Genomic DNA, 21,411 nt, shown 5'->3' on the forward strand with positions numbered 1-21,411 from the left:
GGCCTTGCCCTCCTGCCCGCACGCAGAGGGGCGGCCTCCCCCCCCGGAGGCCCCCCCCGATGGCGGAGCCGACGGGATTATTCGTCCTCGCCGACGCCCTTCTCAGCGGCCTTTGCCGCCTTCCACACGGACTTTCCTTCGGCCTTGGCTGTCTTCCAGTCTGCCTTTCCTTCAGCCTTAACGGCCTTCCAGTCCGCGCTTCCCTCCGCCTTGGCGGACTTCCACGCGGCATCAGCCTCGGCCTTCGCCGACTTCCACGCGGCGTCGGTTTCGGCCTTAACGGCCTTCCACGCGTGGGTCGGCTCCTCAACCGGGGCCGGGGCCGGCTCTTCCACGACAGGCTCCTCAATGGGGGCCGGTGCAGGCTCCTCCTCCACCGGAGCCGGTTCCTCGACCGGAACCTCCTCTACCGGCTCCTCCCCGGGGACAGGCTCGACGGGCTCTTCACCCTCGTCCCCGACCGGGGCTTCGTCCTCGACCGGTGCCGGGGCAGCCGGCTCCTCAGCCGGGGTTTCCTCGGCGGGAACGTCCTCGACGACCGGTTCAGCTTCCTCGACCGGGGCCGGCACGATGGTTACGTCCTCGGCCGTGATGGCCACGAGCGAATCCTGTGTTTCGTGAGCAGAAGCGGCTCCTGCGCCTCCGGCAGTCACCACGCCTGCGACGAAGACTCCAGCAGCCAGCTGCCGTGCCTTGGTTTTAGCAAACGATGACATGTGTTGCTCCAATCGTTGGGAATGTTGCAACTTAATCGTTACATCCGGAGCCGGCGGGCTTGCAAGCGGAAGGGGCGAAAAGTCACCGAATGGCCCCCAAACCGGACTCGGGTCTTTACAAGGTTGTGGGGCGCCCGTCAGACTACGCTCGGCCGGGCGAGGGACTATCGGCGACCGGGCGAGAGACGATCCAGGCGGGCGAGAGACGATTCAGGCGCCGGAAAAAGGTGCTGTAACACCGGAGGATAATCGTTACACTGGGTCGCGTGGGCGCAACGTCGCATTCCGTCCGTCCTGCACCAACTCCCCGGGACCCCGCCCGTAAGGATGACACCCATGCCTTCGCCCCTGCCCCGCCGCCTCCTCGCCGGACTGGCCTCATTCACGGCCGCCGCTGTCCTCGGCGGAACACTCGCCGCCCTTCCGGCTTCGGCCGCTGATGAGTCCGACCTACCTCACGCCCCGTCCAAGTACCTCAGCCCCCGGGACGTGCCGACCGACCGATTTATCGTGAAGTTCAAGGACAAGCAAGGGAACAGCTCCACCGGTAGGGGGAAAGCCTACGGGCGTACGGCCAAGGAGCTGGGCGTCAGTGTGAAGGAACTGCGCGCCATGGCCACCGGGGCCCGGGTGATCACCACCGGCAAGGCGCTCACCGACTCCGAGGCCGAGGACCTGGTGGTCCTGCTCGAGGCGGACCCGGCCGTCGAATTCGCAGAACCGGATCAGCGTATGCAACCGGCGGCGACGAACGACGAGCACTACGGTCTGCAGTGGGACCTTTTCGAGGACAAGGCCGGGATGCGCGTGCCGGGCGCCTGGGATGTCAGCCGCGGCGATGGCGTTACCGTCGCCGTCGTCGATACTGGCATCACCAATCACAGCGACCTCAACGCGAACGTGGTGCCCGGCTACGACATGATTTCCGACCCGGTCTCTGCCCGCGATGGCGACGGCCGGGATGCGGACCCCCGGGATGAAGGCGACTGGTACGGCGCAAAAGAGTGCGGCACCAACAACTGGTCCTCCGACTCCTCCTGGCACGGGACCCACGTTGCCGGGACCATCGCCGCCGTCACCGGCAACGGACAGGGAGTCGCCGGCGTCGCCCCCGGCGCGAATATCCTGCCCGTCCGCGCCCTTGGGGCATGCGGCGGTTACGTGTCAGATATCGCCGACGCCGTGATCTGGTCGGCAGGAGGCAAAGTCCCGAACATCCCGGCGAACGCCAACCCAGCCCGAGTCATCAACCTCTCGCTCGGCGGCTCCGGACTCTGCTCCGCCACCTTCCAGTCCGCGGTGAACGATGCCGTGAACGCCGGCTCCGCCGTCGTGGTGGCGGCCGGCAACGAAAACAAGGATGCATCCCTGTCCGCTCCGGCGAACTGCAGGAACGTCATCACCGTGACCGCGAGCGGGCGCGAAGGCAACCGCGCCCCTTATTCGAACTTCGGGACCACGGTCGATGTGACCGCCCCCGGCGGCGACAGGAGCACCGGAGCGGGCAACCTCATCTATTCCACGCACAACCAAGGCACGACCAGCCCGGGCGCCGAGGGATACTCCTACCTCCAGGGCACGTCGATGGCCGCACCGCACGTCGCCGGCTTGGCCGCCCTCATCCTTGCCGTACGTCCGAATTGGACGCCGGCGCAGATCGAAGACCAGCTCAAAAGAAAGTCCCGCCCACTTCCCGGTACCTGTGCCGAAGGATGCGGAGCCGGGCTGGTCGACGCCGCAGCGTCCCTCGACTTCCGCCCCGCCCCCTACGGTCCCCCGAAAATCTCAGGAGTCATGCGCGTCGGCAGCGTCCTGTACGGCACCCAGGGCGACTGGGGGCCGGAACCGGTCAGCGTCGCCTACCAGTGGTACCGCAGCGGAAACCCTGTCCCCGGAGGCACAGACCGCACCTACACCCTGACCGGCGCCGACGCCGGACACACTTTTACCCTGAAGGTCCACGCGACCAAGGACGACTACGCTGCCAGCAATACCTCCGCCACGACGCCCCGTATCGCCGAAGGCGTCTTGGCCGGATCCGCACCGACGATCAGCGGAACCCGCAAGGTCGGCTACGCATTGACCGCGGCCCCGGGCAACTGGACTGCCGGCACAACCTTTGCCTACCAGTGGTACCGGTCCGGGACGGAAATCAGCGGGGCCACCGCCAGCCGGTACGTCCTCACCGCTGCCGACGCCGGGAAACACCTGACCGTCCGCGTCACCGGCACAGCCCCGGGCTATGCCGCCAAGGAGATGACCTCCGCTTCCAGTGGGCCCATCGCCTACGGCACCCTCACTGGGGCGGTTCCCACGGTCACCGGCACGAAGAAGGTCGGCCACAGGCTGACCGCCGGTGCCGGGACATGGACCTCGGGCACCACGCTGAAGTACCAGTGGTACCGCGGCACGACGGCTATCTCGCGGGCGACTGGCCGCACCTATGTGCTCACCGGCTCCGACGCGGGCAAACAGATCTCCGTCCGGGTGACCGGATCCAAGAGCGGTTACACCAGCCTGAAACGTTCCTCGGCCAAGACGTCCGTGATTGCCAAGGGCACCCTGCGCACGTCCGCGCCGGTCATCAAGGGCACGCTGCGGCCCGGCTACACGCTGACCGCGTATCCCGGCACCTGGACGGCGGGAACCACGCTGAAGTACCGGTGGTTCCGCTCCGGCACGGCCATCCGCGGCGCCACCGGCAAGACCTACCGGCTCACCGCCACGGACCGGTACGACACGATCAAGGTGCGGGTTACCGGATCCAAGACCGGGTACAACACGGCCAACAGGTACTCGCTCTCCACCGCACGCCTTAGATAGCGCGAGCCAGCCTGGCCCGGAGAGCCTGTCAAAGCCACGGCGGAACGGTCCGGCCCGGGGAGATCCCCCGGGCCGGACCGTTCCCATGCCGTGCTTACCTTACCCAGGCGAGGTTCGCCGTCGTCGTCCAGGTGCCGCCCACGAGGGCAAAGAAAAAGCCCCGGAAAACCGGGGCTAAATCAGTGGAGATGGGGGGAATTGAACCCCCGTCCGATGTTGTGTTGCCAGGACTTCTCCGGGCGCAGTTTGCTTCGGGTTTTCTTGGCCCCAACCATCCCGCAAACAGGTGGTTGACCCGGGCCCAGCCGTCTAAATGTCCCGAATACCCCAACGGCGAAGGTATTCAGCAGTGGCTCTCTTAATGACGCCAGCATCCGGGGCGAGAGCATCCCCGGGCTGACGGACTTGCACCGCTACTTAGGCAGCGAGTGCGAAGTCAGTGCGCTTAGATTCGGCACTTATTGGTTTGCAGAGAGCGTTTCCGAGATAACTCTGCATCCTCGGCCCGCTTCCCCTGGCGCGACTAACATCGTCGAAACCTGTCATCCCCGTATGTAGTTATCAAAATAACCATTGCTGCCGGGCAGTTACCTGTCCCGGACCATCCAGTGTAACCCATGTTTGCGCCGGTCTATTCCCGCCGCCCCGGCATAGCCAGCGTGCGGTCGCGGGACTTACGCTCAAACCATGGTTGTGGGCCGACCCCCAGGCACGCCGCCGCCGGTGTCCACCCCGGCAACGTTCGGCATCGAAGAAGAATTCCTGTTGATGGACCCGCGTACTGGCTTGCCGGTGACGACCGGTCCGGCGGTGCGGGCCGCCCTGCGCCTGGAAACCACCCCGGAATGGGTGAGCTACGAGTTGCTCGACTGCCAGGTGGAGACCTCGACCCCGGTGTGCCGCCAATTGTCCGAGGCCGCGGATGCCCTGCTGGACTTCCGCCACGAGCTGGCCCGCAGCGCCGCGGCAACGGGCGCGGCCGCGGCCGGCATCGGCGTGATTTTCGACGCCGACCTGCGCCCCGCATCCGTGACCGACAACCCCAGGTACCGCAGCATCGCCGAGCGTGCGCCGGCGCTGATCGCCGACCAGTACGTGACGGGCATGCACATCCACGTGGAAGTGGCGGATCCGGAGGTGCGGCTGCAGGTCCTTAACCGGCTCCGCCCCTGGCTCCCGCTGCTCACGGCGGTGGCCGCCAACTCACCGTATTGGCGGCACGCTGACAGCGGCTTCGCCAGTTGGCGCACCATCCTGTACCGCCGCTGGCAGGTCCAGGGCTGCCCGCCGTTCTTTGCCGACCTGCACGACTACGGCGTCCGCGTGCGGCAGTTGTACGCCTCCGGGGTGGTACCGGATCCCGGGCACCTCTCCTGGCTGGCCAGGCTGGCCGACCACTACCCCACCATCGAGGTCCGGGCCGCCGACAGCCAGCTCACGGCGGCCGACAGCGTGCTCCTGGCCGGGCTGGTCCGGGCGCTGGTCGCCACCGAGCAGGACGCCGTCCTCTCGGGTCGCCCGGTCACCAACTTCCATCCGGAACATCTGGACGTTGCGCTCTGGCAGGCGGCCCGCTTCGGGTTGTCGGAGAAACTGGTGCATCTGGATTCTGCCACCCTCTGGCCGGCACACGATGTCCTCGAGCTGTTGCTGCGCCATATCGATGAGGCGCTGGAGCAGCACGGGGACGGCGGCTGGGTCCGTGAGCAGGCGGCCCGGCTGCGGCTGGAGGGCAACGGTGCGCAGCGCCAGCGGAAGGCGCTGGCCGGCGGCGGGCTCCTGGGGTGGCTGGATTTGGTGCGCCGGTCCCTGACGGCGGGCTGATGCCACGCAGGGCTTCGGTCGGCGGCCCGGCGGGGCGGCAGCCGCGAAGCAGCAACGATTTCCGGCCCGCCGAGCGGGGCGGCAGCGGCGAAGCAGTGCCTCAGGCCCCGCGGTTCTTTTCCCGCATGGCGCGCAGGGCCTCGCGGTTGTCCTGCTTCTCGCGCAGCGTCTGGCGCTTGTCGTAGTCCTTTTTGCCGCGGCCCACGCCGATCTCCACTTTGGCCAGGCCGTCGTTGAAGTACAGCTGCAGCGGAACAATCGTGTAGCCCGACTCCCTGGTCTGGCGCGAAATCTTCTCCAGCTCGGCCCGGTGCAGCAAGAGCTTCCGCCGGCGCCTGGCGGCATGGTTGGTCCAGCTGCCGTTGAGGTACTCCGGGATGTAGACGGATTCCAGGTACAGCTCATCGTTGTAGAAGATGGCGAAGCCGTCCACCAGCGAAGCGCGGCCCTCGCGCAGAGACTTCACCTCGGTCCCCATCAAGACCAGGCCGGCCTCGTAGGTATCCATGATGTGGTAGTCGTGCCGGGCCTTTCGATTGGTGGCCACTACCTTTCGGCCACTTTCTCTGGGCACGGGGTACTCCTTCGTCGTCGGAACGTTCCATTATAGCCGCGCCACGGCAGGAGCGCCGCAGCGGCGTCACGGCCGGATAAGCCGCGCCGCGCCGGGTGCCGCCGCCGAGACCTAGAGCAGGTTCATCGGATTGACGAAGCTGCCGTTGACGATGGTTTCGAAGTGCAGGTGGCAGCCGGTGGAGTTGCCGGTGCTGCCCACGTAGCCGATCAGCTGGCCGCGGCCGACGCTCTGGCCGGCGTACACCACGTAGCGGGTCATGTGGTAGAAGTTGGTGTCCAGCGCGTTGCCGCCGACCACGCCGTGGCTCATCGTCACGCTGTTTCCGCCGCCCCAGACCGTGCTGTCGGCGCGCGCCACGGTGCCGGCCGCCGGCGCGTAGATCGGCGTGCCGCAGGCGGAACCGTAGTCGATCCCGCTGTGCATGTAGCCGCCGGTGCCGTAGAAGTCCATCGTGCCCGCCGGAGTGGGCCGCCAGCCGTAGCCGGACGTGATGGGCCCGTTCACCGGGTTGATCAAGCCAAACGACGACGGCGCCTGGCTGGCCGGAGGGGGCGGCGGCACCCTCGGGACCAGCTGCGGCACCGGCTGGCCGCTGTTGCGCGCCGCCTGCTGTGCCGCCTTGATCCGGGCCTGTTCCCGCTCCCAGGCCTCCTGGGCCTTGCGCCGCTCCTCGGCCTCGCGCCGGGCCTTCTCCGCCGCCTCGCGGCGCAGCCGTTCCTGCCGCTCCTTGATCTGCGAGAGCACCTGGTTCTGGGCCTGCTCGGTCTTGGCCAACTCCTGCTCGATCTGCGGCTTCTTGGCCTGCAGGCTGTCCGACAGCGCCGAGGTCTCGGCGATTAGCTGGTCAACCTTCTGTTTTTCGGCGGCCGCCTCGTCGCGGGCGACCTGTTCGGCCGCCAGTGCCTCCTCGGCCTGCGCCTTCAGGTCACGGATTTCCTCCTCCACGGCCTCCAGCCGCGCCCGGGAGTTCACGTTCGTGGCGTTCTGCTGGGCCAGCTTGTCCAGTGCCGCGTTTTGGCTGCGCAGCGCCTGGTCTGCCAGGTCGATGGTGCTGGCCAGGTTCGCGTCGCCGTCGGAACCGAAGAACAGCGACAGGTTGGACGGCACCCCGCCCTGCTTGTAGGCCTGGGTGGCGATCTGGCCGATGACCTTCTTGGTTTCTTCCAACTCCTCGGCATCGCTGGCCAGTTGCTGGTTGATCTTGTCCTTGGTCTGCAGCGCCAGGTCCACGCGCTGCGCCAGTGCGGCCACCTTGTTGGTGGCGGCGTCCACCCGGCCCTCGGCCTCGGAGAGCTTCTGCTGGGCCGCAGGGAGCCTGCTCTGGTGCTGCTTCAGTTCCTTGACCGCCTCGACGATGTCGGCATTGAGGAACTCCAGCGACGATTCGATCTGCTGGATTTCCTGGTCGAGGGCGGCCTTGCGGTCGTCGAGGTCGTCTGCCTGGGCGGGGCCGGCGGAGCCCAGCGAGAACGCGAGCAGGGCGGCCATGGCGGCGCTCAAAATCCCTTGCGGAAGACATTTCTTCCGCGCCTTGGTACGGCTCACAGCCTGGCTCCCCAATGTCAAGTTCTGTGCACGTTTCATGAGTCTAGACCTTAAGGTAGCGGCGCAGGGTCAAAAGGGACGATATTCCGGCCAGGACGGCGCCCAGCAGCACCAGTGCGGGACCGATCACCAGCATGGTGCTGGAGGAGATGAAGGCCGTGTCGGGGTATTGGCTGGCCAGCCAGCCGCCGATGAAGAAGTGCGCCACGGCCCACAGGGTGACCGAGGCCAGCAGCGCCCCGAGCACGGCGGCGATCACCCCTTCCAGCACGAACGGCAGTTGGATCACGGCCTTGGAGGCACCGACCAGGCGCATGATGCCGGTTTCCCGGCGCCGGCTGAAGGCGGAAAGCCTGATGGTGGTGGCGATCAGCAGGATGGCGCAGACAATCATCACGACGGCGATGCCCACCGCCACGAGCGAGGCGATGTTCATGACGCTGAAGACCTTTTCCAGGATCTCGCGCTGGTCCACGACTACTTCGACGCCGGGCAGCGAGGAGAAGATCTCGTTGATGACCTCGTACTTCTGCGGATCCACCAGCGAGACGCGGAAGGACTCCGGCAGCTGGTCGGCCGTCACCGAGTCCACGATCGGGGAGTTCGCGAACTGGTCGCGGAAGTGGCCCAGGGCATCGTCCTGCGACTCGTACAGGTAGGTGTCCACGTACTGTTCCACGGCCGGACTGGTCAGCGTGGACTCGATTTCCGCACGCTGTTCGTCGGTCACGGGGCCGGCCGCGCAGCTGGCCGTCGTCGAGGTGTCAACGCACAGGAAGATGGCCACCTGGACCTTGTCGTACCAGTAGCCCTTCATCTGGTTGATCTGCATCTGCAGCATGCCGGCCGCGCCCACGAAACTGAGCGAAATGAAGGTCACCAGCACCACGGAGACCACCATGGACAGGTTCCGGCGCAGGCCGGAACCGATTTCACCGAGGATAAAAGCCAGTCTCATTTGGCCTCCTCCGGTTCGCCCAGGTAGATGCCTTCGGACTGGTCGCGCACCAGCACGCCATCGCGCAGCTCGATCACACGCTTGCGCATTTCGTTCACGATCACGTTGTCGTGGGTGGCCATCACCACGGTGGTGCCGTTCTGGTTAATCCGGTCCAGCACCTTCATGATCCCCAGCGACGTGGTCGGATCCAGGTTGCCGGTGGGTTCGTCGGCCAGCAGGATCCCGGGCTTGTTCACGACGGCGCGCGCGATGGCGACCCGCTGCTGCTCGCCGCCGGAAAGCTCGTGCGGCATGCGGTGGTCTTTGCCCTCCAGGCCCACGGTCTTGAGCACCTCGGGCACCGTCTCGCGGATCACCGCGCGGCTGCGCCCGATCACCTGCATGGCGAACGCCACGTTGGCGAAGACGGTCTTGTTGGGCAGCAGCCGGAAATCCTGAAACACGACGCCGATGCCGCGGCGCAGTTTGGGCACGCGCCAGCTGGGAATGTTGGCCACGTTCTGGCCGGCGACGTAGACCGAGCCACGGGTGGCGCGGTCTTCTTTCAGGACCAGGCGGATGAACGTGGATTTCCCGGACCCGGACGAGCCGACCAAGAACGCGAAGTCGCCGCGGTCGATCTCCAGACTGATCTTGTCCAAGGCCGGACGAGAGTTCTGGTCGTAGATCTTCGTGACGTTATCGAATCGAATCATGACTACTTTGTGCCTCAGGCCGAGGACGAGGGCTTGTGCTTGGGGGAAGAAACCTCAGCCTCTCGACTATAGGCACGCAGTCTTGAGTTTATCCTGCAGCCTGTTCGGTGTGTCGTTTCACCGGACCGGCCCCTTGCCCGCGGCCCGTCCCGACGCCCGGCCGGCCATGGCGTCGCGCACCGCATCGGCCACCGCCGCCGCGCCCGGGCTGTCCATGACGATGGTGTAGTGGTTGGTTCCCGCCACCTCGCGCACCCGCAGCGCCGGCAGCCGGCGCGCCCAGCCGTCCACGTATCCGGGCGTGTACAGGCCCGCTTCCTCGTTCAGCAGGCCGCGCGGGGCGCGCAGCAGCACCGCCGGGACGTCGAGTGAGTCCAGCGCGTCCATCAGGACGGCGCCGCTGTTCAGGTCGGCGGTGTCGCGGGCCATCGCCTCGTAATTCGTCGCCGGCCGCAACAGCGGCGGCTCGCCGGCGAGGTCATAGTCCACGTAGTCCTCCACCAGCGCGTTCCAATGCTCGGCGAAGGCCGGGTGCACGCGCCAGAAGTCCCGATACGCCTCCCGGCTGGGGAACGTGGCGGCCAGCCGTTCGGCCGCCGGGCCCAGCACCGACTGGATGACCTCCTCGTCGCTGAGCCCGGCCGGCACCTGCAGCGGCAGGCCGCCGTCGACGAGCACCAGGGACTCCACCAGGCGCGGGTGGCGCCGGGCCAGCACCACGGAGGCGAACGCCCCCATGGAATGGCCGACGACGACGGCCCGGCCGACGCCGTGCGCCGCGAGCACCTCCGCGAGGTCGTCGGCATGCGCGGCCATCCCGAACGGGCCGGGCAGCCCGTTGCTGCGCCCGCGGCCGCGCAAATCCGGGGCGATCACGCGCACGCCGTCGAGCTCCTGCGCCAGCAAGCCCCACGTGCGGTGCGAGGCGGTCACGCCGTGCACGGCCAGGATGGCCGGCGCCTCGGCGTCCCGGGGTCCCCACACGCCGGTGCGCAGGGTGCCGCCGCGAACCGGCACGTCCAGGGCGGCGTAGGGCAGGGCTGCAGGTTCGGCGCTCATCGGCTGGACCATCCGCCGTCCATCGTGTAGGACGCGCCGGTGACCATGCCGGCGTCGGGCCCCGCGAGCCAGCACACCAGCGAGGCCACCTCGTGCGGCTCGACCAGGCGCTTGACGGCGCTCTCGGTGAGCATCACCTTGGCGACCACTTCCTCCGTCGGCAGCTGGTGCATCCGGGCCTGGTCGGCAATCTGCTTCTCGACCAGCGGCGTCTTCACGTAACCGGGATTGATGCAGTTGCTGGTCACCCCGTGCGCGCCGCCCTCCAGCGCGGTGACCTTCGAGAGGCCCTCCAGCCCGTGCTTGGCGGAGACGTACGCGGACTTGTAGGCCGACGCCCGCAGCCCATGCACCGAGGAGACGTTGATGATCCGGCCGAAACCGCGCTGGTACATGCCCGGCAGCGCCGCGCGAATCAGCAGGAACGGGGATTCGAGCATCAAGCGGAGCATCAGCCGGAAGGCCTCCGGGTCGAACTCCTCGATGGGGTTGATCCGCTGGATCCCGGCGTTGTTGACCAGGATGTCGGTGTCCACCGCCGCCGTTTCCAGCGCCCGGGTGTCGCTGAGGTCCACCTGCCACGGGACCCCGCCGATCTCCTGCGCCACGCGTTCGGCGGCGGCGCCGTCCAGGTCGGCCACGGTGACCTTCGCGCCGCGGTCGGCCAGGGCCCGCGCGCAGGCTTCGCCGATGCCGCTGGCCCCGCCGGTCACCATGGCGCTGCGGCCCGTCAGAGTCTTCTCAGCCATGGGTGGGTCCTTCCGTCGTCTGCTGTCCGGGCGCCAGCGCCCGCTCAATGAACTGCATCATTTCTTCGAATACGTGGTCGGGCACTTCCCGCGGGACGGGCTGCGCACCGTCGTCGTCCTCCCAGAGCACCCAGCGCATGCCGATCAGTTCGCCGATGCCCATCAGCGCCCACGCCGCGACGTTCGGGTCCATCGGGCGGACCTCGCCGGTGGCCTGCGCCGCCTTCAGTCCCTCAATGTAGCCGTTGACGATGCGCGTGTAGTGCATCCGCAGGGCGCCGGGCGACACGAACTCCGCCTGCCGGATGATCCGGTAGAGCGCGGGGTGTTCGGCGGTGAAGCGGAAGAACGCCTTGAACCCGGCCCGCTCGGCCTCCAGCCGGTTCTCCGCCGACTTCGCCGCCTCGGTCATCGCGTGGCGCACCCGCCGGTTGAGGTCCTCGACGACCTCGTCGAAGACGGCCTGCTTGCCCTCGAAGTAGAGGTAGAAGGTGCCGAGTCCGACGTCGGCCTGCTCGGTGATCTTGACGATCGAGGCCTCGTGGTAGCCCACCGACGCAAACACCGCTTCGGCCGCCTCCAGCAGCTTGGCCCGCGTCCGGGTGCCCCGGGCGGTGCGTGGTGCAGCGCTCATGATTCCTGCTCCGATCCTGCGGTCAGCGGGTGGCGGTCGGGGCGGACGGCGGCCTCCCGCAGCCTCCCCCGGACCACCTTGTTCAGTGCGGTGCGCGGCAGCGCCGGCACGAAGGCGAAGCGGCCGGGGACCTTGAAGGCGGCCAGCTGCGCCCGGCAGTGTTCGGCCAGTTCCTCGGCGTCGGTGATCCGGCCCGGCCGGACCACCACGTAGGCCAGCCCGGTCTCGCCCCAGCGGTCGTCGGGAACCCCGACGACGGCGGCCTCGGCCACCGCGGGGTGCGAGAGCAGGACCTGCTCCACCTGGGCCGGGGCCACGTTCTCGCCGCCGGAGATGTAGAGGTCCTTGATCCGGTCCACAATCCGGAAGAAGCCGTCCGCGGTGCGTTCCACCAGGTCGCCGGTGCGCAGCCAGCCGCCGGCGAGCGCCGCCGCGGTGGCATCCGGGTTCCGGAAGTAGCCGGCGAACACGCCCGGTCCCGAGACCAGCAGCTCACCGGTGGCCGCCCCGTCCAGAATTTCGCCGGTGGCCGGGTGCGCCACAGCCACGCTGACGTGCGGGTAGGGCTTGCCCGCGTAGCCGATCATGGAGGCCGCGTCTTCGTTGGGCAGGCAGAGCACGTTGGGCGAGGCCTCGGTAAGGCCGTAGCCCTGGCTCAGGGCCACGCCGCGCTTGTGCCAGATCCGCAGCAGCGGCGCGGGCATCGACGCGCCGCCGACGATCGCGTGCTGCAGGCTGGACAGGTCGGCGGACGCGAAGCCGGGGTGCTCGGCGAGCATGGCGTACTGGGTGGGGACGCCCATCATGGTGGTGACCCTGCGTTCGGCGATCAGCTGCAGCATCCGGCCCGGGTCGAACGTGCGCTCCAGCACCACCGTGGCGCCGGTCCACCAGCCCAGCAGCGGCTGGATGTTCCAGCCGCCCACGTGGAACTGCGGCAGCGCGGCCAGCACCACGTCGGAGCTGGAGAGTTCCATGGTCCGCGACAGCGAGAGGTTGGTCCAGAAGCAGTTGGCGTGGGTGAGGATGGCGGCCTTGCTCGGCCCCTCGGTCCCGGAGGTGAAGATCATCAGAAGGGCATCGTCGTCGCGCACGTCCCGCCGCACGGGCCCCGCGCTGCTGTCCAGCCGGCGGGTGGGGCAGGGCACGTGCCGCTCCACCCCCGAGGGCCCCAGCGCCGCCGTGCGCGGCGGCAGCGGGAGCATCGTGGCGGCCGCGGCGGCCAGCGCGTCGAATTCATCCTCCACCAGCAGCAGCGCCGGGTCCGCCAGCTGCAGCTGCTCGGCGATCTCCCCGGGAGACAGCCGCCAGGACAGCGGGACCAGCACGAGGCCGGCCTTGGCGCAGGCGAAGAACAGCACCACGTGGTCGGCGGAGTTGCCGGTCAGGGTGGCGATCCGGTCCCCCACGCCGTAGCCGGCGGCGCGAAGGCCCGCGGCCAGGGCGACGGCCCGGGCATCGAGGTCGCGGTAGCGCAGGCTGACCCCGCGGTCGTCGATCGCCACCCGGTCGGGGGTGGACACGGCGCGGTCGGCGGTCCAGCGGCCGAGGGTGTGGAGGCCTCCGGCGGGCGGATGGGGCTGCAGGTTCACTCGGCTTTCTCCAGGATGTCGCGCTGCCGGGCGGCTGCCTGGCGGCGCTGGCCGCGGCTGAGGGTGGCCCGCTGCACCGCGCCGGTGATGCCGCCGGGCAGGAACAGGACCACCAGGATGAACAGTGTACCGAGGATGAACAGCGGCTCCGAGAGCGGGATCCGCAGGATGTCCGGCAGGTTGGCGATGGCCTCCGACTGCGCCAGCGCCGTCAGCCGCTGGTCCAGCAACGTGTAGAAGACGCCGCCGATGACCGCTCCCCAGCGCGAGCCCACGCCGCCGAGCACCACCATGACCAGCAGGGTGATGGTGAAGTCGGCCGAGAGGCTGCGCGGGACGGCACCGGACTGCAGCAGCAGGTAGACCATGCCCACCGCCGAGGCCAGCACGCCGCCGACCACGAACACCAGCAGCTTGACCAGGTAGGGCTGCAGCCCGATCACCCGCACGCGCAGCTCGTTCTCGCGCACCGCCGCGGCCACGTGGCCGGCGCGGCTGAACTGCACCCAGCTGACGACGGCGAAGACTACCAGCAGCACGATCAGCGCCAGCCAGTAAAGGTTGCGGGTGTTGGCCACGCCCAGCAGGGCCTCGGGCAGGTTCTCCGTGGCCAGGGTCAAGCCCTCTTCACCGCCGGTGGCCTGGCCGGGGTTGCGGCCCACCAGCACGTGGCCGGCCTCCGCGAAGGCCAAGGTGACCATGGCGAACGGGATGCCCGTCACGCGCAGGCCGACCGCGCCGACCACGTGGGCCAGCACGATCACCAGCAGCAGCGTCAGGCCCATGGCCGGCAGCAGCGGGATGTCGAACGTGTCCAGGATGACGCCGAGCCCGTACACCCCGGCGCCGAAGTACAGTGCATGGCCGAAGGACAGCAGGCCCGTGACGCCGAGCAGCAGGTGGTAGCTGAGCGCCGCGGCGGCCATCAGCATGCACATGGCGATCAGCTGCAGCGAACCCGGGGTGTAGGTGGGCCCGGGCAGCACGCCCGGCAGGGAGAGGTTCAGCAGCGGCAGCAGGGCCAGCAGCACCACGGCCGCTCCCCCGGCGGCCCACTTGAGCAGCCCGCGGACCCCGCCGGCAACAGCCCCGCCGTCGTTCCTGCCCTTCCGTCCGCGCCGCGGCGTCCTGTCTCCGGTGCCCGGGGCCTCGGTGTGCCCGGCGGTTGCGGCGGCAGGATTCGGCTGCGCGTCCGATTGCGGGTCGGTCTTGCTGGTGGTCATGATTTCCTCCCGAGCAGGCCGGAGGGCCGGAAGAGCAGGACAAGGGCCAGGGCCACGACGACGACGAAGTCCCCCGTGCCGTTGAGGTAGAAGTTCGCGAACTGCTGCAGCAGCGCCACCACCACCGAGGCGATGGCCGCGCCGGTGAGCGAGCCCAGGCCGCCGATCACGGTGACGATGAAGGCGAAGATCAGCAGCGATCCGCCCAGCAGCGGCGAGACGTAGCCGAAGTAGTGGCTGGCCAGCACCCCGCCCAGGCCGGCCGCGGCGCCGCCGATGGCGAAGACCAGCGTGAACGCCTTGCGGACGTCGATGCCCAGCGCGGTGACCATCGAGCGGCTTTCCACGCCGGCGCGGATGATCATGCCGTAGCGGGTGCGCTTGAGGAAGAACACCAGGCCCAGCAGCACGAACACCGCCGCGATGATGGCCACGAAGCGGTCGTTCGCAATGTCGGCGCCAAGGATTCTGGTGGTCTGGCTGAACCATTCGGGTCCGGAGATGTAGACCGGGTCGGTGCCCCAGATCCCGTCGAACAGCGCGACCGACGCCAGCGAGAGGCCGACGGTGACCAGGACCTGTTCGATATGCCGCTCGTACAGCTTGCGGATCAGCACGAACTCGGTGAAGGCGGCGAACAGGGCCCCCACGACGGCGCCCACCAGGAGGGAGCCGAGGAAGGTCCACCAGTTGTCGGCGCCGGCGCGGCGGGCCACTTCCCAGCCGGCGAACGCGCCGAGGGTCAGGAAGGAGCCGTGCGCGAAGTTCAGCACGCCCATCAGCCCGTAGATCAGGCTCAGCCCGGAGGCCACCAGGAAGTAGAGCGCGCCCAGGCCCAGGCCGGTGACGGTCAGCAGGACGATGGTACTCACTTGTGCACCCCGTTCGGGTCGGTGCCGGTCTCGGCGGCTGCGGGGGCGGCCTCGTCGTGGCCGTGCGCGCCGGCGGGGGCGGCCTCGTCGTCGTGCCCGCCTTCGGCGTGGACGCCCAGCAGCCGCTGGGTCAGGTCTTCGTTGTCCAGGAAATCCAGCGCGCTGTCGGTGGTGTGGACCACCCGCCCGCCGGACAGCACCACCGCGCCGGCGGCCAGCTGGCGGACCACCTGCAGGTTCTGCTCCACCAGCAGGATCGGCACCGTGGCGGCGGCCCGCTCCAGGGTCTCGGAGACTTCCTGCACGATCTTGGGCGCCAGCCCCTTAGTCGGCTCGTCGATCAGCAGCAGCTTGTTCTCATTCAGCAGCGCGCGCGCCAGCGAGACCATCTGCTGCTGCCCGCCGGAGAGCGTCCCGGCCATCTGCGAGGCGCGCTTGAGCAGGTCGGGAAACAGTTCCTCCACCAGCTGCCGGCGCGGGGAGGCGTCGCGTTCGGCCAGCCGCAGGTTCTCCGCCACGGTCAGCTTGGAGAAGACCTCGCGGTCCTCCGGGACGTAGCCCACGCCGCGGCGGATGATCTTGTAGGTCGCTTCCTTGTCGATCCGCGTGCCGTCCAGCGTCACGCTGCCGCTGCGGGAGATCAGGCCGATGATGGCCTTGATGGTGCTGGTCTTGCCCACGCCGTTGCGGCCCAGCAGTGCGGTGATGCCGGTGGCGGGCACGGAGAAGCTGACGTTTTCCACCACCTGCTGGCCGGCGATGTGCGCGCTGAGCCCCGCGACCTCCAGCACCGGGCGGGCGTGGCGGTCCGGCGGTGCCGCGGACGGCGACGTGGCCGTGGCCGTCGCGGTGGCTGCGGGTGTTGCAGCGTCCTGCGGCGCGGCCGCGCGGCTTTCCGGGTGCTGGCTCATACGGGTTCTCCCAGGTAGGCGCTCTGGACGGTGGGATTGGCCATCACCGCGTCCGGGGTGTCGATGGCCAGCAGCTTGCCGTGGTGCATGACCGCCACGCGGTCGACCAGCCCGAGGACCACGTCCATGTGGTGCTCGACCATCATCACGGTGCAGCCGCGGTCGCGGTGCATCCGGCGGATGATCGCGCTCAGCCCCGGCACGTCCCCGGAGGCCACCCCGGCCATCGGTTCGTCGAGCAGGATGACCGAGGGGTTGCCGGCCAGGAGCATCGCGATCTCCACCTTGCGCTTGTCGCCGTGGGCGAGGTCGCCGGCCGCGGTGTGCAGTTTGTCCTCCAGCCCGACCTCGGCCACGTTCTGCTTCGCGGCGGCGGTCGCGGAATCCGTCCGCGAGGGAAACCGGAAGACCGTGACGCTTCCGCCGAGGGCTGCCTGGGCCGCGAGCCGGACGTTTTCCAGCACGCTGAGCCGCGGGAACAGGCTGGAGGTCTGGAATGTCCGGCCCAGGCCGGCGCGGGCGCGGCTGTGGATCGAGGCCGACGTGACGTCCTTGCCGTCGAGCGTGATGGAACCGACCGTCGGCTTCAGGACGCCGGAGATGAGGTTGAACAGGGTGGTCTTACCGGCACCGTTCGGTCCGATCACGCCGACCATTTCTCCGGTCGCGACGGAGAATCCGACATCCTCGAGGATGCGGGCGCCGCCGATCTGCAGGCCGAGGCCCTGCACCGTGAGCGCGGGCTGATCTGGGGAGGTCATCATGTCACTTTCTGTCCGGTCGAGGACCCTGTCCGCGGGCCGGGGCGCCGCCGCCGGTTAGGTCGGCGGCGCCCCGTACTGCAGCAGTGCGGGTCTGCCTGTGGTTTGCTGCGGTTACTTGGCTTCCGGCGGAGCCACCGTGTCGGCCGGGATGGCCTTGATCAGCTCAGGCACCCACTCGCCGTCCTTCTCCACCAGCTTGGCCTGGTACATCTCCTGCAGCAGCGCGTGGTCGGAGGCGCGGATGGTCGTGTCGCCCTTGGGCCCTTCGAAGCTGTAGCCCTCCAGCGCCTCGACCATGGCGTCGACGTCGTTGCCGCCCTCCTTGACCGCCTGCACGATCATCTGGCCGGCGACGAAGCCGTCCGGGGTGAAGAGGTCGGCCTTCTTGCCCTCGGCCTCGACGTGTTCGATCATGGCCTTCTCCACGTCGTTGCCGGCTGCTCCCGGGAAGTAGTGGTTCAGGAAGCTGATCTTGTCCGAGGCCTTGCCGTAGGCGCCGAAGGTCGCGGCGTCGCCCAGGCCCGTCACGATCGGGGCGGCGTCGAACGCGCCCTGCTGGCTCAGTGCCTGCCACATGGATCCCGATGTGGCACCGGCCCAGGCCACGAAGACCAGATCCGGCTTGGCGTCGATCAGCTGGCGGGCGAACGGCGTGAACTCGGTGGCGTCTTCGGGTACCAGCACGTCATCGACTTGGGCGCCCTGCTCGCCGAGGACTGCTTCGACGGCGGCGAGGTTGCCCTGGCCGAACGCGTTGTCCTGGCCGAACACCACGACCTTCTTGCCCTTGAGGTCGTCCACGAAGGTGCCGGCCGTCGCCACATCCTGCAGGCTCTGGCGGCCGGAGCGGAAGGTGTAGTCGTTGATGCCCTGCAGCGCGTCGGTGGCGGCGGGGCCGGAGATGTAGAGGACCTTGTTCTGCGCGGCCTGCTCCGCGAGCTTCAGCGCGATGCCGGACACCACGGTGCCGGCCAGGATCTTGTAGTCCTTGCCGATCAGGTCCTTGGCGACGTTGACCGCCTTGTCGGGGTCACCGCCGTCGTCGTGGTAGGTCAGGTTGAGCTTGGTGCCGTTGACCTCGCCGGTGCCCTCGGTCGCGTAGTCGATGCCTGCCTGGAGACCCTGGTAGTAGGCCGCACCGTAGGCGGCCAGCGGGCCGGATTCGGAATAGACGATGCCCACGTTGATGCTCTCGGGGGCGCTGCCTTCCTCGCCGGCCGCTCCGGCGGTGTCGCCGCCGGCGGTCGGCGCGCACGCGCTCACGGTCAGTCCGGTGACCAGCGCCGCGGCCATCAGGAACTTCTTCGTTGCCTTCACTCCGATGCCTTTCGTTGAAAAATCTCTTGAGGAGTAACTCTGGAACTGTCTGAACCTGATGGTCAGGTCCCCCAACCTGAAAGGTGATTCAGATTACGGCAAATCTATGGTGTGGCTCACAGAAGTGTCAACAGTCGCGCGGCGTCGCAAAGGTCACGATTCGGTTGCAGGCGGCCGAGACTTCGGGCGGCGGGCACAGCCAGACAGGCGAGGGGCACGGCGAAGCGACCGCAGGAGGAGATGCCTCGCGGCTGGATGCCTTCAGCCAGGGCGCCCCTGGGCACTTCCCTAGACAGCAAAGCCCGGCCGCTCCTTATGGAGGGCCGGGCTTCGCGCAACAGAGAACTGGCGGCTAGTTTTCCGCGTTGCGGTTGTTGGCGCGCCAGCGGATGCCGGCGTCGATGAAGTCGTCGATTTCGCCGTCGAGCACCGCGCCCGTGTTGCCGACCTCGTGTTCGGTGCGCAGGTCTTTGACCATCTGGTACGGATTGAGCACGTAGGAGCGCATCTGGTCGCCCCACGACGCCTTGACGTCGCCGGCGAGCGCCTTCTTCTCGGCGTCCTGCTGCTCCTTCTGCAGCAGCAGCAGCCGGGACTGCAGCACGCGCAGCGCGGCCGCACGGTTCTGGATCTGGGACTTCTCGTTCTGCATCGAGACGACGATCCCGGTGGGGATGTGGGTCAGCCGCACGGCGGAGTCGGTGGTGTTCACCGACTGCCCGCCCGGACCGGACGAGCGGAACACGTCCACCTTGATCTCGTTGTCCGGGATGTCGATCGAGTCGGTCTGTTCAATAAGCGGGATGACCTCGACGGCGGCGAAGGAGGTCTGGCGCCGGCCCTGGTTGTCGAAGGGGCTGATCCGCACCAGGCGGTGGGTGCCGGCCTCCACGGAGAGGGTGCCAAAGGCATAGGGTGCCTTGACCTCGAACGTGGCCGACTTGAGCCCGGCTTCTTCGGCGTAGGAGGTGTCCAGCACCTGGGTCGGGTAGCCATGGCGTTCGGCCCAGCGCAGGTACATGCGCATCAGCATCTCGGCGAAGTCGGCGGCATCGACGCCACCGGCGCCGGAGCGGATGGTCACCACGGCCTCGCGCTCGTCGTACTCACCGGAGAGCAGCGTGACGACTTCGAGTTCGGAGAGCGCCTTCTTGAGCGAGGCCAGTTCGCTGGCCGCCTCGGCCATGGAGTCCGCGTCGCCGGCGTCTTCCTGGCCCAGTTCGACCAGGACTTCCAGATCGTCGATCCGTGCCGCCAGTTTCTCCAGCCGTTCCAGTTCGCTCTGGCGGTGCGAGAGCCTGGAGGTGATTTTTTGCGCCGCGGCCGGGTCGTCCCACAGATCCGGCACGCCCGCCTGCTCGCTCAGTTGGGCAATGTCTTTGCGGATCGCCTCTGCGTCGGAGACGGCTTCAATGGATTCATACGTGGCGCGCAGAGCGCGGATTTCAGCGGGAAAGTCGATCTCAGCCATGGTCCTCCCAGCCTACGCCATGGCGGGGAATCCTCTGTCCCACCAAGACGGCGCCTGACAGCCCCTAGCTCAAGCGCGGGCGCGTGCAATAACCTTTGGAGAGTGCGGGATGCAGGTGCCGCGTATGGGGTTGGGGCCCGATCTAAGTCCACTTATTGGGGGAGGCTGCAATGCCCAGTCAAAGTCACGGATCCGTTCAGAGCCTGCGGAAGAGGCAGAAGCCCGAAAGCCGGCACGACGGCCCGCCGCAACCACCAAAAACGCGAAGAATCCTGGGAGCTTTCGGCGCGCTCGTGCTGGCCGCAGCAACCGTCGTCGCCGCTTCCGAACCCGCCGCCGCCGGTCCTGCTGCCGCTGAATATGGCGCCGCGGGGGCCGCCGCCGCGGGAGAAGAACACGGCTACACGGTCGTCCTCAAGGACAGCACCGGGAATGTCGATTCCTCCGCCACGGCCCACGGGGAGAAGTACGGGTTTACGCGGTCCAACACCTACGAACACGCGCTGAAGGGATACTCCGGCACCATGACGGTCTCGGAAGCGAAGCAGCTTGCTGCCGACCCGGCCGTTGAATTCGTTGCGCTCGAGCGGCAATTCGCGTTGCCGGAAAACGCTTCCGGTGCCAATAACGGAACCAGCGGCGCCGAATTCCTCCCGCCCGGGTGGTTGCGGGTCGGCGGCACGCCGGAGGAGGCAGCCGAGGACGGCCGGCAGATTTCGGTCAACGCCGCCGTGATCGACACCGGTATCGACAGCACGCATCCGGACCTTAACGTGCGCGGCGGGGTGGACTGCTCATCAGGTACTCCGGCCGAGGTAGCTCCCGTCGATCGGTTCGGGCACGGAACCATGGTCGCCGGGATCCTTGGCGCGAAGAACGACAACGCAGGGATCATCGGCAGCGCGAGCGGCGCCCCGCTGTGGTCCGTCCGGGTTATCGCAGACGACGGCACCATCGCAGAAGCAGCCATTCTCTGCGCCGCCGACTGGGTGGTCTCCACTCACACGGATGAGGACCCAGGCAACGACATCAGGGTCGCCAACATCAGCCTCGGCGGACCCGGCCAAGATCAGGGAAGCTGTGGCAACGGGGTCGATCCCCTGCACAAGATGATTTGCCAGGGCGCCGAGCAGGGGGTCGTCTGGACGGTCGCCGCCGGCAACGCCACCGCGGACATCTCGAACACTGTTCCGGCCGCGTATGACGAGGTGCTCACCGCCACCGCCATGGCTGACTACGACGGCCGCCCCGGTGGTGCGGCAACAGCGAGCTGCGCAGGAGGACCTTTTCCCAATCCCGACGACGAGTTCGCCCTCTTCTCCAACTTCGCCGCCCAGCCTGCCGACCAGGAGCACACCGTCGCAGCTCCCGGGGTGTGCATGACCTCAACGGTCCCGGGAGACCGGTACGCAAACGCACACGGCACCAGCTTCTCCAGTCCGATCGTCGCCGGTTCGGTGGCCCGGTGCCTGGAGAGCGGGGTCTGCCAGGGCGACGGGACGGCCGTGATAGAGCAATTCCGCGCAGCCGTCGCGGAGTACAACCAAGAGAATCCCCAGTACGGGTACATCGGCGACCCTCTTCGGCCGGTCCCGGGCCGGTACTACGGGTACCTAACCACCGTGATGCCCTTCTAGGGGACAAGGACCAGGTGCGTCAATTGCCCCTCGGCGCCCGG

General features: G+C 68.3%; 18 protein-coding genes and 1 other RNA gene. 3 read left to right on the forward strand and 16 right to left on the reverse strand.

Annotation, left to right across the window (positions count from 1 at the left end; genetic code table 11):
* Positions 1 to 77: 77 nt before the first annotated feature.
* Positions 78 to 599: a hypothetical protein gene (locus AC5RVZ_RS18630; protein WP_494067225.1), complete on the reverse strand. Its 522-nt coding sequence runs from the start codon at positions 597 to 599 to the stop codon at positions 78 to 80.
* A 453-nt stretch (positions 600 to 1,052) separates the two neighbouring features.
* On the opposite strand from AC5RVZ_RS18630, the gene AC5RVZ_RS18635 reads away from it, so the two are divergent.
* Positions 1,053 to 3,539: a S8 family serine peptidase gene (locus AC5RVZ_RS18635; RefSeq protein WP_494067226.1), complete on the forward strand. Its 2,487-nt coding sequence runs from the start codon at positions 1,053 to 1,055 to the stop codon at positions 3,537 to 3,539.
* Between the two features lie 180 nt (positions 3,540 to 3,719).
* On the opposite strand, the gene ssrA is transcribed toward AC5RVZ_RS18635, so the two are convergent.
* Positions 3,720 to 4,089, reverse strand: a transfer-messenger RNA (tmRNA) gene (gene ssrA, locus AC5RVZ_RS18640).
* Positions 4,090 to 4,226: 137 nt separating this feature from the next.
* Here ssrA and AC5RVZ_RS18645 point away from each other — a divergent pair.
* Positions 4,227 to 5,363 (forward strand): carboxylate-amine ligase, encoded by a 1,137-nt coding sequence (locus tag AC5RVZ_RS18645; RefSeq protein ID WP_494067227.1) that lies wholly within the window; start codon positions 4,227 to 4,229, stop codon positions 5,361 to 5,363.
* 100 nt (positions 5,364 to 5,463) lie between these two features.
* Here the strand turns inward: AC5RVZ_RS18645 and smpB are convergent, their stop codons facing one another.
* The 14 genes from smpB to prfB form a co-directional block, all read right to left on the reverse strand.
* Complete coding sequence (smpB, locus tag AC5RVZ_RS18650; protein ID WP_493979070.1) at positions 5,464 to 5,937, reverse strand: SsrA-binding protein SmpB; 474 nt, start codon at positions 5,935 to 5,937, stop codon at positions 5,464 to 5,466.
* A 111-nt stretch (positions 5,938 to 6,048) separates the two neighbouring features.
* Positions 6,049 to 7,485 carry a peptidoglycan DD-metalloendopeptidase family protein gene (locus AC5RVZ_RS18655; protein ID WP_494067228.1) on the reverse strand — a complete coding sequence of 479 codons (1,437 nt, stop codon included), beginning with the start codon at positions 7,483 to 7,485 and terminating at the stop codon, positions 6,049 to 6,051.
* A gap of 43 nt (positions 7,486 to 7,528) precedes the next feature.
* Positions 7,529 to 8,443, reverse strand: a complete 915-nt coding sequence (ftsX, locus tag AC5RVZ_RS18660) for a permease-like cell division protein FtsX (RefSeq protein ID WP_494022786.1) — start codon at positions 8,441 to 8,443, stop codon at positions 7,529 to 7,531.
* Positions 8,440 to 9,141 (reverse strand): cell division ATP-binding protein FtsE, encoded by a 702-nt coding sequence (gene ftsE, locus AC5RVZ_RS18665; RefSeq protein WP_493979073.1) that lies wholly within the window; start codon positions 9,139 to 9,141, stop codon positions 8,440 to 8,442. Before ftsE ends, ftsX begins: the two co-directional genes overlap by 4 nt.
* A 117-nt stretch (positions 9,142 to 9,258) precedes the next feature.
* A complete protein-coding gene (locus AC5RVZ_RS18670; protein ID WP_494067229.1) occupies positions 9,259 to 10,200 on the reverse strand; it encodes an alpha/beta hydrolase in 942 nt (313 codons plus the stop codon).
* Positions 10,197 to 10,949: a 3-hydroxybutyrate dehydrogenase gene (locus AC5RVZ_RS18675; protein WP_494067230.1), complete on the reverse strand. Its 753-nt coding sequence runs from the start codon at positions 10,947 to 10,949 to the stop codon at positions 10,197 to 10,199. The genes AC5RVZ_RS18670 and AC5RVZ_RS18675 overlap by 4 nt, the downstream gene beginning before the upstream one ends.
* Positions 10,942 to 11,583 (reverse strand): TetR/AcrR family transcriptional regulator, encoded by a 642-nt coding sequence (locus AC5RVZ_RS18680; RefSeq protein WP_493979076.1) that lies wholly within the window; start codon positions 11,581 to 11,583, stop codon positions 10,942 to 10,944. The genes AC5RVZ_RS18675 and AC5RVZ_RS18680 overlap by 8 nt, the downstream gene beginning before the upstream one ends.
* Positions 11,580 to 13,175, reverse strand: a complete 1,596-nt coding sequence (locus tag AC5RVZ_RS18685; RefSeq protein ID WP_494067231.1) for a class I adenylate-forming enzyme family protein — start codon at positions 13,173 to 13,175, stop codon at positions 11,580 to 11,582. Before AC5RVZ_RS18685 ends, AC5RVZ_RS18680 begins: the two co-directional genes overlap by 4 nt.
* Complete coding sequence (locus AC5RVZ_RS18690; RefSeq protein ID WP_494067232.1) at positions 13,172 to 14,398, reverse strand: branched-chain amino acid ABC transporter permease; 1,227 nt, start codon at positions 14,396 to 14,398, stop codon at positions 13,172 to 13,174. The genes AC5RVZ_RS18685 and AC5RVZ_RS18690 overlap by 4 nt, the downstream gene beginning before the upstream one ends.
* On the reverse strand, positions 14,395 to 15,270 hold the full coding sequence (locus AC5RVZ_RS18695; RefSeq protein WP_494000186.1) for a branched-chain amino acid ABC transporter permease: 876 nt from the start codon (positions 15,268 to 15,270) through the stop codon (positions 14,395 to 14,397). Before AC5RVZ_RS18695 ends, AC5RVZ_RS18690 begins: the two co-directional genes overlap by 4 nt.
* Positions 15,267 to 16,181: an ABC transporter ATP-binding protein gene (locus tag AC5RVZ_RS18700; protein WP_494067233.1), complete on the reverse strand. Its 915-nt coding sequence runs from the start codon at positions 16,179 to 16,181 to the stop codon at positions 15,267 to 15,269. The genes AC5RVZ_RS18695 and AC5RVZ_RS18700 overlap by 4 nt, the downstream gene beginning before the upstream one ends.
* A complete protein-coding gene (locus AC5RVZ_RS18705; RefSeq protein ID WP_494067560.1) occupies positions 16,178 to 16,942 on the reverse strand; it encodes an ABC transporter ATP-binding protein in 765 nt (254 codons plus the stop codon). Before AC5RVZ_RS18705 ends, AC5RVZ_RS18700 begins: the two co-directional genes overlap by 4 nt.
* A gap of 114 nt (positions 16,943 to 17,056) precedes the next feature.
* Positions 17,057 to 18,262 carry a substrate-binding domain-containing protein gene (locus AC5RVZ_RS18710; RefSeq protein ID WP_494067234.1) on the reverse strand — a complete coding sequence of 402 codons (1,206 nt, stop codon included), beginning with the start codon at positions 18,260 to 18,262 and terminating at the stop codon, positions 17,057 to 17,059.
* A 352-nt stretch (positions 18,263 to 18,614) separates the two neighbouring features.
* The gene (gene prfB, locus AC5RVZ_RS18715) at positions 18,615 to 19,733 is read right to left on the reverse strand and encodes a peptide chain release factor 2 (protein WP_494067235.1); all 1,119 of its coding nucleotides are present in this window, start codon (positions 19,731 to 19,733) and stop codon (positions 18,615 to 18,617) included.
* Positions 19,734 to 20,026: 293 nt separating this feature from the next.
* Here prfB and AC5RVZ_RS18720 point away from each other — a divergent pair, with 293 nt between their 5' ends.
* Entirely contained in the window at positions 20,027 to 21,370 is a 1,344-nt protein-coding gene (locus AC5RVZ_RS18720) for a S8 family peptidase (RefSeq protein ID WP_494067236.1), read from the forward strand.
* Positions 21,371 to 21,411 lie beyond the last annotated feature (41 nt).

Source organism: Arthrobacter sp. Cza30, from assembly GCF_059090765.1.

Coding starts and splice junctions, on each gene's coding strand:
- AC5RVZ_RS18670 (WP_494067229.1), bottom strand. CDS start 10,200: ATGAGCGCCGAACCTGCAGCCCTGCCCTACGCCGCCCTGGACGTGCCG.
- ftsX (WP_494022786.1), bottom strand. CDS start 8,443: ATGAGACTGGCTTTTATCCTCGGTGAAATCGGTTCCGGCCTGCGCCGG.
- AC5RVZ_RS18675 (WP_494067230.1), bottom strand. CDS start 10,949: ATGGCTGAGAAGACTCTGACGGGCCGCAGCGCCATGGTGACCGGCGGG.
- ftsE (WP_493979073.1), bottom strand. CDS start 9,141: ATGATTCGATTCGATAACGTCACGAAGATCTACGACCAGAACTCTCGT.
- AC5RVZ_RS18645 (WP_494067227.1), top strand. CDS start 4,227: ATGGTTGTGGGCCGACCCCCAGGCACGCCGCCGCCGGTGTCCACCCCG.
- AC5RVZ_RS18705 (WP_494067560.1), bottom strand. CDS start 16,942: ATGACCTCCCCAGATCAGCCCGCGCTCACGGTGCAGGGCCTCGGCCTG.
- AC5RVZ_RS18690 (WP_494067232.1), bottom strand. CDS start 14,398: ATGACCACCAGCAAGACCGACCCGCAATCGGACGCGCAGCCGAATCCT.
- AC5RVZ_RS18700 (WP_494067233.1), bottom strand. CDS start 16,181: ATGAGCCAGCACCCGGAAAGCCGCGCGGCCGCGCCGCAGGACGCTGCA.
- AC5RVZ_RS18635 (WP_494067226.1), top strand. CDS start 1,053: ATGCCTTCGCCCCTGCCCCGCCGCCTCCTCGCCGGACTGGCCTCATTC.
- prfB (WP_494067235.1), bottom strand. CDS start 19,733: ATGGCTGAGATCGACTTTCCCGCTGAAATCCGCGCTCTGCGCGCCACG.
- AC5RVZ_RS18680 (WP_493979076.1), bottom strand. CDS start 11,583: ATGAGCGCTGCACCACGCACCGCCCGGGGCACCCGGACGCGGGCCAAG.